Source organism: Melioribacteraceae bacterium 4301-Me, assembly GCA_041538185.1.
GTDB lineage: Bacteria > Bacteroidota > Ignavibacteria > Ignavibacteriales > Melioribacteraceae > Pyranulibacter > Pyranulibacter aquaticus.
Window position 1 is genome coordinate 61,251 of sequence record JBGORM010000007.1, and the last position, 12,577, is coordinate 73,827.

The window sequence follows — 12,577 nt, forward strand, 5'->3', positions numbered from 1 at the left end:
ATGTTACGTTCAACTGCTAAATCACTTAGTAAACTCGATAGCTGGGTGTTAGCAAGCAGACCCAAAACTTTACCTGCTGCTGTTGTACCTGTGGTTGTTGGTAGTGCACTTGCAATTCACGATGGCAAATTTAACGCCCTCGCTTCTCTAATTGCCTTAACTTGTTCGTTATTAATTCAAATTGGGACTAACTTTGCAAATGACCTTTACGATTTTTTAGCCGGTACTGATAAAAAAGATAGAGTTGGACCAACTCGTGTCCTTGCCTCCGGCCTTATTAAAACTGCTGAAATGAAAATTGCAATAGCCTTAGTTTTTGGTGCTACATTTCTCTTAGGATTATATTTGGTTTATTTGGGCGGCTGGCCGATTCTAATAATTGGTATTTTGTCAATTCTGGCGGGACTTGCATACACGGCCGGGCCATTTCCATTAGCTTATAACGGCTTGGGTGATATCTTTGTGTTCCTCTTTTTTGGGTTCGTCGGTACCGTCGGTACTTATTATGTCCAAACATTAACAGTTACAACCCTTTCTATTCTTTCTTCAATTCCTGTCGGCGCATTAATAACTAATATTCTTGTCGTAAATAACTACAGAGATATCGAAGAAGATTTTAATAACGGGAAATTTACTTTAGCTGTAAAATTTGGTGAAAGATTCTCACGTGTACAATACGTAATTTTTATGATTTTATCTTATGCTGTACTATTTTTTGTTTACTTTTTCCATAAACAAAGTTTAATTGTTTTCCTCCCAGTATTAACCCTGCCAATGTCTTTAAAACTCGTTAGAATGATTTACACACATAAAGGAAAAGAGTTAAATAAAACCTTAGAATTAACTGCCCGCTTATCAGCTATTTATGGATTTTTATTTGCCATCGGAATTTTGATATGAAAATAAAAGAAGTTAAATACACTCAATATTCATTGCCCTTTGCAAAATCGTTCTTGACTGCAAAACAAGAAATTACAAACAGGGAAGGAATAATTTTACAATTAAAAGATGACAACAATAACATTTCTTATGGCGAAGCTGCTCCACTTCCTGAATTCAATAAAGAATCAATTTCACAAGTAATCGACCAAATTTCGTTAATTACAAAAAAAATTAAAAACATAACTTTCGATGAATATTTTTCTAATACTGTTAATTTTATTGATGAATTAAATTTGTTCCCTTCGCTTCGTTTTGCACTTGAACAAGCTCTGCTTGGCTTATATTTCAATATTGAAAAAGACTTAATGATTCACCAGCTGAAAATTAAAAATAATTCCTTAATACCTGTCAACGCTGTTTTTGGAATTGGAAATGCTGAGAGCGTCTTTAAACAAATATCCAAAGACGTTGAATCGGGCTTCGAGACAATAAAATTAAAACTAAGCAAAAATAATTTTAGTGAAGAAGAAAAACTAATTAAAATGATTCGCAATGACTTCGGCGGAAGTATAAAAATTAGATTAGATGCCAATAGTTCTTGGACGTACGACCAGGCTTATGCAAATTTAGAATGCCTTGCCGAATTTGATATTGAGTATATTGAAGAACCCTGCATTAACGTTGAGGATTCACTAAAGTTAATTAAAAATTCACCCATCCCCATAGCATTGGATGAAAACGTAAAATCATTCGACTTGTTAGACTTGTTTGTAAAAGAAGGTAAGGTAAAATTTCTTGTATTAAAACCAATGACGCTTGGCAGTGTTTATAATTTGCTTCAATTTATTCATAAAGCTTCTCAAAACAATGTTGTAGTTATTATTTCCTCTTTGTTCGAAACAGTTGTGGGAAGAAGTGCACTTGTTTTTTTATCTTCTACAATAACACACGAACATGCACATGGAATTGGAATAGCAGAATATTTTGAAAAGGATATTTATCATGATCCTTATGAAATAAAAAATGGCTTGATAAAATTTGATGCTGAATCGTATCCACCGACTTTTAATTTAGAAAATCTTTTTGAATGATTAATATCTGTCCAATATATTTTTTATTTCGTCCCTAAATGGAATCTATTTCTTTGTTCTTTATCCTATAAATATTTTGTCCTGAGGGGACAATAAAGCTTTGATTATCCTTAAACCAATGTAACCCCTTTAGGGATTATATAGTTATAGAATAAATAAATATCAAACTAAAGTTAAAAGTCCCGTATGGACGAGATAGGGTTTGATTTACAAGACAAGTAGAATAGTCCAAAATCATGAAGTTTTCTAAATTTATTTGGCAATTCATCCCTTTGGGATTTGATTTCAAAATTATTTTGGACAGCAGAGTGGAATGATTAATATTACTAACAACAAATTTTGGCTGGAAGAACAAGCTAAATTAGCCGCAAATAATATCGCTGTTGCCACTAATTCAAAAAACCTTACTTATAAAGAACTGCTTGCCAAAGTAAATAAAGTATGCACTTTCCTAAGAGAGATAAAAATCTCACATAACGATAAAGTGGCTCTACTTTATGAAAATAACTTGGACTTTATTCTAATTACCCTTGCATTATGGAAAATTAATGCTGTCCCAGTTCCAATGAATATACGTCTTACCATAAATGAATTAAAAACTCAATTAGATTTTTTAGGCCCGAAGTATGTCCTAATTCAGCCTAAATTGTTTGCTTCTTTCGAGAAATTTCCTAATTCAATTGAATTTAAAGCCGATGAGAATTCACCACTTCGTGGTTTGTATAATCGATTAAACGAAAAAAAATCTCCGCTTGTTTTTAACAAAACTAATACAGCGTTAATTATGTTCACTTCAGGCTCAAGCGGCAGACCAAAAGCAGTTGTTCATACATTTGAGAGTTTGTATAACTCTGCTAAAGCCTCGGATTCAATTATTAATCTTCAACCAGACGATAAGTTCTTAGCATCCCTTCCTTTTTATCACATCGGCGGATTTATGATTTTTGTCCGCACCTTATTAGCAGGCTCCACTGTGGTTCTGCCTAAATCTTTTTCTTCAAATGTTCTCTTAAGATACATAAACAAATTTGGTGTGAACTACCTGTCAATAGTAGGTAAAACCTTAAAAGAATTTGTAGAAAGAAAAGTGAGCTTGCCCAAAAGTCTAAAATATCTTTTTGTAGGCGGGGGACCGGTAGATGAAAATTTATGCTTAGATGCAGTAAAAAAAGGGTGGCCTGTAATTAAAGTCTACGGCTCAACTGAAACCTGTTCAATGTGTACTGCAATTCTGCCGAATGATATATTGTTGAAACCTTCCTCTTCGGGTAAGCCGTTGTTAAAAAATAGAATCGTTATTAAAAAGTACAATCCCTCTGAAGCCTATGGTGAAATTGTTGTTAAAAGCAACAGCCTTTTTAAAGAATATTACAAGAACAAAAAGCTGACACAGATTAAATTGCAAAATAAGTTTTACTTTACTGGAGATTACGGCTATGTAGATGAGGATGGATACGTGTATATTAAATTTAAGCGTGAGGACTTGATTGTTACCGGCGGAGAAAATGTTGACCCGAACGAAGTTAAAACAGCAATTGAAAAAATTAACTGTGTAAAAGAAACCTATGTTTTTGGAATAGATGATAAAAAATGGGGACAAAAAATCTGTGCAGCCGTCGTTTTAAAACGAAATAGTACAATTACACAAGAAGAATTGAAAACATTATTAAGAAAAAAATTAGCAGGCTATAAAATTCCTAAAGAGATTTTTTTCCTTAAAAAATTACCAAAGACTGAACTTGGGAAAGTTATTAAGACTGAACTATTAAATTTGGCAATTCTAAAAATTGTTTAGTTGTCCGTCTTTATGTTAAAGATTGCTTCGTCCCGATAAAAAGCATTGGAACTCGCAAAGACAGTATTTTTTTGTTTTGTCAACCGTGAAAACAGATGAGAGGGCAAGGGGACCTTGCCCCTACATCGATAAAACGGTGAATCAACGGCTGTAGGGTTGAGGTCCCCCCATGAAGTAGTGCATTTGCACCGACCCCACACATGGTTATCAGAGTAATGAATAATGGATGAATCGAACGTTGTAGGGTCGGGGTTTCCCCGACCCCACGTGTGGAAATGCAAACAGAAGAATCAACGGTGTATTTGCATCAACCAATCACGTGGTTAATTGCACGTTAAACAAATTACAGACGAGAGGGCAAGGGGACCTTGCCCCTACATCGATGAAACAGTGATTCAACCGCTGTAGGGTTGGGGTCTCCCCACGAAGTGGTGCATTCGCATCGACCCCACACATGATTAGCAGAGTGATGGATAATGGATTAATCGAAGGTTGTAGGGTCGGGGTTTCCCCGACCCCACTAAAAATTTTGTTAGATAATAAATTCATTTTTTTTATTTTGCCGTAAAAACATTTTTATCAAAATTACAGTATTATGAAACACGAAAGAAAAAGAACACGATTAATTGACTATGACTATTCAAGCCCTCATTATTATTTTGTGACTATTTGTACTAAAAATAAAAAAAATCTCTTTGGAGATGTAATAAATTCAAAGGTTGTATTAAATAAAAATGGGATAGTAGTAAAAGAGTTATGGTTAAGAATAGTTGAACATTTTACAAACGTTGAACTTGATGAATATATTTTAATGCCAAATCATTTTCATGGGATAATAATTATATATGACAAAGTTGGATTGAGGTCTCCTCAGACGGAAATAAAAACTAAGAACTTTTCTTTAAGTCAAATCATAGCATATTTCAAATATCAAACGACGAAGAGGATAAATCTAATAGAAGGGGTTGAAGGAAGGGTTATTTGGCAGAGGTCATTTTATGATAGGATAATACGAAATGAAAAGGAACTTGAGAAAATTCGGCATTACATTCATTACAATGCGATTAAATGGGATGAGGACAAAGGGGATGGAAATTTAGAAATATAATTGGGTTTTCTCCAGTTCATTAATTAAAACAGTGAATAGTAAACAATCGCATCAAAAAACGACATGTGTTATTCCTCAGGTTGTAGGGTCGGGGTCTCCCCACGAAGTGGTGCATTTACACCGACCAATCGTGTTGTAACAGCCGATGAAAACAAATGATTTAAATGATGTAGGGTCGAGGTCTCCTCGACCCTACATGTAAAACTGTAAACAGATGATTCAACGGTTGTAGGGTTGAGGTCCCCCCATGAAGTAGTGCATTTGCACCGACCCCACACATGGTTATCAGAGTAATGAATAATGGATGAATCGAAGGTTGTAGGGTCGGGGTTTCCCCGACCCCACGTGTGGAAATGCAAACAGAAGAATCAACGGTGTATTTGCATCAACCAATCACGTGGTTAATTGCACGTTAAACAAATTACAGACGAGAGGGCAAGGGGACCTTGCCCCTACACTGGTGAATCTGATGGGAGGGCAAGGTAACCTTGCCCCTACATTGGTGAAACCTATGTTTGGACGGGATGACCCCGCCCCTACAAATTTCATATGATTGGTGTCCCTCGACCATTTATGTTGCCTAATATGTAAATACCGTTTTCTACAGGTAATTATTGCCGGTGTGTTAACTTTTAATTACTGCACTTAAATATTTAATAAATTTTTTATTTAGAAAAATCAATCAAATTCATATATTCCTTTTGTTGATAAGGAAAAATTTACTTTTTATTACTTTGGTTCGTTATTTGGTTAGTATTAAACGAGCTTAAGTATGATGAATTTTTCTAGATGATTGTAAAAATTACTTGCTTATATTTAGGAGAAATGTGTGGGACAGCAGCAGCTACTTTTAATTGTATTGGGTGTAATAATTGTAGGAGTAGCCATTGTGGCAGGAATAAATATTTTTAGAGCAAGTGCAATTACATCAAAACGAGATAATGTTCTTAATGAGTGCATTAATTTAGCAGCTATGGCACAACAATATTATATGAAACCAACTTCGCTTGGAGGTGGCGGAAAATCTTTTATAAATTGGACTGTACCTGCTGAACTGCAAATTACCGCTAATGGAAATTATAAAGCAGTTGTCTATTCGGATTCTATTATCATTACAGGCACTGGCAACGAAGTTGTTACTGCTAACGATTCTGTCCAGGTGGAGGTTACTGTTTTACCAACTTCTTTTCGAACTAAAATTATTCATTAATAATAAATGAATTCAGCTTTGCTAATTAATAAAAAAGTGTTCTTGTTATCCTTAAATTAATTAACATTATATAACAACATAGGAGAAATACTATGGGACAACAACAGTTATTACTCATCGTTCTTGGCGTTATCATTGTTGGTATCGCCATTGTAGTTGGTATTAATGTATTTACGGCAAGTTCTGAACAGTCTGCAAAAGATACAATTGTTTCACAAGCAACCAATATTGGCTCAATGGCGCAGCAATACTATAGAAAGCCAAAAGCATTAGGTGGTGGTAATAACTCTTTTGTAGGATTTACAATTCCTGCTAAACTTGCAACAGATTCAGCAGCTCAGGTAACCTTCTCATTAAGCGGCGTTACTGATTCATCTGCAACAATTACTGGTACGCCCTTTCCTTCTACTGGTTATAGTTGGACTACAATAACAACTGTAACTCGAGACAATATTACAACAAAAATCCAGTAGCGGGTTTGTTATAATTTATTATTCTTCATGATTAGGCGGGCAAAACCCGCCTTTTTATTAAACCGAGAGCTTTATTGTGTCGCTAAGGACAACGCCCTCGTAATAGCGTTTTTTCATGCTTGTTAGAGATTGCTTCGGTCGTTCTAATGAAGAATGCCGTGACTCCCTCGCAAGGACAGTGGTTTTTTGTCAACCGATGAAAACAGGTGTGAGGGGCTGGATGACCCAGCCCAAACATCGATTGGCAGTGACGTTTGGGCAAGGAGACCTTGCCCCTACATTGGTGAACCAAATGAATCAACGGTTGTAGGGTCGAGGTCTCCCCACGAAGTGGTGCATTCGCACCGACCCAGCATGTGGTTAATCGCACAGCAAACAACAGATAATTTAATGTGTTAATCACAGATGAGAGGGCAAGGAGACCTTGCCCCTACAGTGGTAAAACAAATGATTCAACCGCTGTAGTGTCGGGGTCTCCCCGACCCCACATGTAGAAATGAAAACAGATGATTCAAAGGCTGTAGGGTCGGGGTTTCCCCGACCATTCACCTGCAATTGCATCAACCAATCACGTGGTTAATTGCACGTTAAACAACGGATGGTTTATTGCGCTAATTACTGACGTTAGGGCAAGGAAACCTTGCCCCTACAGTGGTAAAACAAATGATTCAACCGCTGTAGTGTCGGGGTCTCCCCGACCATCACTGGTAAATCTGACGTTAGGGCAAGGAGACCTTGCCCCTACATCGATAAAATGGTGAATCGAAGGTTGTAGGGTCGGGGTCTCCCCACGAAGTGGTGCATTTGCACCGACCAATCGTGTTGTAACAGCCGATGAAAACAAATGATTTAAATGATGTAGGGTCGAGGTCTCCTCGACCCTACATGTAAAACTGTAAACAGATGATTCAACGGTTGTAGGGTTGAGGTCCCCCCATGAAGTAGTGCATTTGCACCGACCCCACACATGGTTATCAGAGTAATGAATAATGGATGAATCGAAGGTTGTAGGGTCGGGGTCTCCCCACGAAGTGGTGCATTTGCACCAACCATCACACTTGAATTTATATTTTACTTTTTCTATATAATAACTATAATAATAAGGGAGTTGTAAAATGAATTCTAAGAACATTATAAAAGATATACTTAATTTAAGTCCCGCAGAAAAGTTATACATAATAGAAATACTATCCCAGAGTTTAAACGAAGCTGATGAGAAAATAAATAAGTACTGGAAAAAAGAGGTAGAAGAAAGATATGAAGCTTACTTGAAGGGCAAAATAAAAAGTATTCCATATAACGATGTATTAAAGAAATGAAAATAGAATTTCTTCAACCTGCGTATGTCGAATTTCAAGAAGCAGTTGATTACTACAATATGCAAAATGAGAGTTTAGGTAATAAATTCATAGTTGAAGTTGAAAGAACGCTATCGATAATACAAAAGTATCCAGATGCTTTTCCTCAATATACTAAACATTCAAAAAAGGCAGTTGTGATTGCATTCCCTTATAATATAATTTATTCAATTCATAAAGAAAAAATTATTGTTATAGCTGTTGCTCACCAGCATAGAAAGCCGAATTACTGGTTGAAAAGAAAGCATTGAGATTTCAAAAAAAATTAGTAGCGCTTAGAATGTGTAAAAAATTTTGTGGATATTACTTTCATTTAGTATAGTCTATTTACCTCTAATTTATCTGTCAATTTAATTAAAGAATAGACAGCTTCATCAAGTTACTGTCTACTTCAGCTGAGGGATTAACAAAGCACTTCAGCCGCACCTGCTTATCAAAGGCAAATTAAAAATCAAATGAGACCTCAACTTAAAACTGGTTACTCTACGGTAAACAGTAGGGGGTTACTACGTCACGACAGCTTTATTTGTTTTGTCTGTTGATAAAAACAGATCTGAGACTGAATGACTTTGTTTCATACAACTCATCATTGTTATTGCGAACTAAGTAAGCGAAGAATTTCAAACAAAATGATATGATGAATTTCTTATAGTAGGAGATTGCTTCGTGGCTGTCTAATGAGAATTCACCAACTTGTAGAAAGTAATTTTTCTATTATGCAATCATGCTTGCCGAATGAATTCGTTCAGCAGGCATGCAGTGAAAATCTATCTTGGGCAAGGGGACCTTGCCCCTACAGTGGTAAAACAAATGATTCAACCGCTGTAGGGTCGGGGTCTCCCCGACCCAGCATGTGGTTAACCGCGCAGCAAACAACGGATAATTTAATGTGTTAATTACAGACGAGAGGGCAAGGAGACCTTGCCCCTACATTGGTGAAATAAATGATTCAAATGATGTAGGGTCGAGGTCTCCCCGACCATCACTGGTGAACCTGATGTTTGGACTGGAGGACCCAGCCCCTACATCGATTAACAGTAACGTTAGGGCAAGGAGACCTTGCCCCTACATTGGTGAACCAAATGAATCAACGGTTGTAGGGTCGAGGTCTCCCCACGAAGTGGTGCATTCGCACCGACCCCACGTATGGAAATGCAAACAGAAGAATCAACGGTGGATTTGCATTAACCAACCATGTGGTTAATTGGACGTTAAACAATGGATGATTTATTGTGTTAATTACAGACGAAAGGGCAAGGAGACCTTGCCCCTACATCGATGAAACGGTGAATCGAAGGCTGTAGGGTCGGGGTTACCCCGACCCAGCATATGGTTAATCGCACAGCAAACAATGAATGATTTGTTGTGTTGATTACTGATGTTAGGGCAAGAAGACCTTGCCCCTACATTGATGAGAACAAATGTTTCGAATGATGTAGGGTCGGGGTCTCCCCACGAAGTGGTGCATTCGCACCGACCCCACGTATGGAAATGCAAACAGAAGAATCAACGGTGGATTTGCATTAACCAATCATGTGGTTAATTGGACGTTAAACAATGGATGATTTATTGTGTTAATTACAGATGAGAGGGCAAGGAAACCTTGCCCCTACATCGATAAAACGGTGAATCGAATGTTGTAGGGTCGGGGTCTCCCCGACCCTACGTATGGAAATGTAAACGGGTGATTCAAAGGTCGATGTTTCCCCACGAAATGCTGCAATTGCATCAACCAATCACGTGGTTAATTGCATGTTAAACAACGGATGGTTTATTGTGTTAATTACAGATGAGAGGGCAAGGAGACCTTGCCCCTACATCGATAAAACAAATGATTCAACCACTGTAGGGTCGGGGTCTCCCCGACCATCACTGGTAAATCTGACGTTTGGGCAAGGAAACCTTGCCCCTACACTGGTGAGACAAATGATTTAACCGCTGTAGGGTCGGGGTCTCCCCACGAAGTGGTGGATTCCCACCAACCATCACACTGCTATTGTGAACTAAATGATAAATTTTCCCCTTATAAATTCTAATAAGAATTACTTAGTTTTCCATTCAAAAAATTGAACGGTTAGCTTTGAACCTCATTAAAACTTTTTCCTTAGTATTGCTTTTATTTTCATTAAGTGTCGCACAAGAAATTCGCAAGGAATATTATCCTAACGGCAAGTTAAAAGCTGTCGGCCAATATAAAAACGGCGTGCTTGACGGCTATTATAAAGAATACTACCAAAATGGACAATTATGGAAAGATTGGATTTATAAGAACGGAAAAGAAGATGGAGTTTCTGTTTGGTATTTTGAAGATGGCACAAAAAGTATGGAGTGGAATTACATAAACGGCAAATTGCAAGGAATTTCAAAATGGTATTATGAAACTGGCGAACTTTGGGCAGAACCAAATTACGTTAACGATACACTTGAAGGCTTTTGCAAAACATATTATAAAAGCGGTGCACTCGAGGCAATTTGGAACTATCACAAAGGAAAACTTAACGGCATCTCAAAAATTTTTTTCGAAAACGGTAAATTGGAAGTTGAAAGAAATTACGTGGACGATAAATTGGAGGGCATCTCACGTGTTTATTACGACTTCGGTCAAGTCGCACTTGAAGCTAATTATAAAAACGATAAGTTAGACGGAACCTCTTACCTTTATTACCCCGATGGCTCAATTAAGGTGATTGATACTTACAATAACGGTCAAATTGTTAAAAGAATCCGTTACGATATCGCTGGTAAATTTGATAAAGTGGAGGAGAATTTTAACGACTTTTACGATGACGGCATTATGAGGGCAGAACTGAAATTTAAAGAAGGCAAAAAAAACGGAGTTATTAGAAATTATTACCCAAATGGATTCTTGAAATCAGTACTTAATTACGTTGACGACCAAATTGAAGGCACAGCTTATTTCTATTACGATACGGGAATTCTTTCTGAAATTGCAGAATTTAGAAATAATAAAAGAAATGGCCGCGCTGAAGTTTATAATGAGCAGGGAGTAAAAATAAAAGAATTATACTACGAAGACGGAGTGAAAAACGGACCTTTTAAAGAATTTTACGACGAAGCGGTGAATTCTCATGATTACAGCAAAATCAAATCTGAAGGCTTCTACAAAAACGATAAACTTGACGGCAGCGTTAAAAGATTTTATAAAAATGGAAAGCTTTACGCTGAGGAATATTTTTATGAAGGATTAAAAAACGGTATTTCAAAATGGTATTTCCAAAATGGCGAGATTTCAGATTTTGCTGTTTATAAGGATAATATGCTCAATGGGAATTATTACTCTTACTACGAAAACGGAATGATTAAACGCATAGCCGAATATAAAGATGATGATTTAATCAAAGAGACTTTATACGATCAAGAAGGAAGAAAAATTTCGGAAAAATGACCCACCTTTTTTCCCTAAATAATCCTTTCTAAAATAAATTGATTCATGAACGTATGCCCTAATGCATTTGACGGTGTGTAAACTCCGGGTTCAATATTGCTGCTTAAGACTTTTACAACAGCCTCCGCTGCACTAATGGCAGTTAATTCGTATGCTTCTAAAACCCTGTAGGCTTCTTCATAAACTTTTCCGCTTTCGTCTATCGCTCGTCCCCATATAATTGTTCTTGTCTTTCTTCTGCTTTTTTCAGATGGACCATAAGTACTTTTCCGAATAACTGAGTTTATTACTTTCTTAATGTATTTATTGGAAATTATTTTTTTAATTGCAGGAATAATCCATGTCGAATAATACAATATTCTTGGTAAAGCTAAATAAAAACTTATATTTGGAATTTCTGTTGAATAATACGAAGTATAGACATCTCCCCAAGGTATTGAGATGCCGTAAAATTTAATTTTTTCGTTTACCACTTTAATTTTATATTCTCCAATTGGGGAATCAGTTAGAATTCCATCTTTTCTTATTTTTCCATTGCCAGATAAAACTTCAATTGTAGTAAGCAGCGTTCCCCTTGAAATTTTGCCATGCTTATTCAATAAGCCTAACATTAAATGTTCTGCGTTTGGCATCGTTAAAGAAATTTTTTTTGAAAGACAATCAGTTGGAACAACATCAAAACCAATTGCAGGCAAAATTACAATTTTTGATTCCTTTGCCTGCTTATCTTTTTCAAATGCTGTTTGCAGTACTTCAATTTCTCCTGTAATATCTAAATAATTAACGTTAGCTTTTAAGCAGGCTTCAATAAGTTTTTCTGCTGTGTATTTAAAAGGACCCGCACAGTTAAGCAGCGTATGAAATTCTTTGATGTTTTCAACTGTTTTATCTTCGTCATCAAGGTTAAATATTTTGTACGACAGCGGTAAGTTATATTTTTCAATCAGCTTTTTAATAGCAGATTCATTTCTTCCAGAAAGCACAGGCTTAATATTTCGTTTGAGTAACTCGTTGATTATTAAGTTCGCAGTGTAGCCGTTTGCGCCGTAAATCAAAAGACCATTTTTTCCTGAATCCATACATATACGGAAGTTTTATAAACGAAATTATAATTCTTTATAAGAAATTCTCCAAATGCTACAGATAAACAAAACTCGTTGCAAAGCAATCTCCAGCAAAGAATTATTTAATTGTCCATTTTTATGTCAGAGTGACGTTAGGGCAAGGGGACCTTGCCCCTACATTGATGAAATA

10 protein-coding genes are annotated in these 12,577 nt (G+C 36.4%); 9 read left to right on the forward strand and 1 reads right to left on the reverse strand.

What is annotated here, in order from left to right; all coding sequences use genetic code 11:
* The 9 genes from ABRY23_11990 (at nucleotide 1) to ABRY23_12030 (ending at nucleotide 11,323) form a co-directional block, all read left to right on the forward strand.
* Nucleotides 1–900, forward strand: coding sequence for a 1,4-dihydroxy-2-naphthoate polyprenyltransferase (locus ABRY23_11990; GenBank protein ID MFA3783773.1), 900 nt, complete (start codon nucleotides 1–3; stop codon nucleotides 898–900).
* Entirely contained in the window at nucleotides 897–1,973 is a 1,077-nt protein-coding gene (gene menC / locus ABRY23_11995; GenBank protein MFA3783774.1) for an o-succinylbenzoate synthase, read from the forward strand. The genes ABRY23_11990 and menC overlap by 4 nt, the downstream gene beginning before the upstream one ends.
* Nucleotides 1,974–2,286: 313 nt before the next feature.
* Nucleotides 2,287–3,768, forward strand: a complete 1,482-nt coding sequence (gene menE, locus ABRY23_12000; protein ID MFA3783775.1) for an o-succinylbenzoate--CoA ligase — start codon at nucleotides 2,287–2,289, stop codon at nucleotides 3,766–3,768.
* Between the two features lie 595 nt (nucleotides 3,769–4,363).
* Nucleotides 4,364–4,876: a transposase gene (locus tag ABRY23_12005; protein ID MFA3783776.1), complete on the forward strand. Its 513-nt coding sequence runs from the start codon at nucleotides 4,364–4,366 to the stop codon at nucleotides 4,874–4,876.
* Between the two features lie 829 nt (nucleotides 4,877–5,705).
* Entirely contained in the window at nucleotides 5,706–6,086 is a 381-nt protein-coding gene (locus ABRY23_12010) for a hypothetical protein (protein MFA3783777.1), read from the forward strand.
* A gap of 92 nt (nucleotides 6,087–6,178) precedes the next feature.
* Complete coding sequence (locus ABRY23_12015) at nucleotides 6,179–6,559, forward strand: hypothetical protein (protein ID MFA3783778.1); 381 nt, start codon at nucleotides 6,179–6,181, stop codon at nucleotides 6,557–6,559.
* Nucleotides 6,560–7,674: 1,115 nt separating this feature from the next.
* Nucleotides 7,675–7,878 carry an addiction module protein gene (locus ABRY23_12020; protein ID MFA3783779.1) on the forward strand — a complete coding sequence of 68 codons (204 nt, stop codon included), beginning with the start codon at nucleotides 7,675–7,677 and terminating at the stop codon, nucleotides 7,876–7,878.
* Nucleotides 7,875–8,168 (forward strand): type II toxin-antitoxin system RelE/ParE family toxin, encoded by a 294-nt coding sequence (locus tag ABRY23_12025; GenBank protein MFA3783780.1) that lies wholly within the window; start codon nucleotides 7,875–7,877, stop codon nucleotides 8,166–8,168. Before ABRY23_12020 ends, ABRY23_12025 begins: the two co-directional genes overlap by 4 nt.
* A 1,829-nt stretch (nucleotides 8,169–9,997) precedes the next feature.
* Nucleotides 9,998–11,323: a toxin-antitoxin system YwqK family antitoxin gene (locus ABRY23_12030; GenBank protein MFA3783781.1), complete on the forward strand. Its 1,326-nt coding sequence runs from the start codon at nucleotides 9,998–10,000 to the stop codon at nucleotides 11,321–11,323.
* Between the two features lie 14 nt (nucleotides 11,324–11,337).
* Here the strand turns inward: ABRY23_12030 and ABRY23_12035 are convergent, their stop codons facing one another.
* Nucleotides 11,338–12,402 carry a trans-acting enoyl reductase family protein gene (locus ABRY23_12035; protein ID MFA3783782.1) on the reverse strand — a complete coding sequence of 355 codons (1,065 nt, stop codon included), beginning with the start codon at nucleotides 12,400–12,402 and terminating at the stop codon, nucleotides 11,338–11,340.
* Nucleotides 12,403–12,577 lie beyond the last annotated feature (175 nt).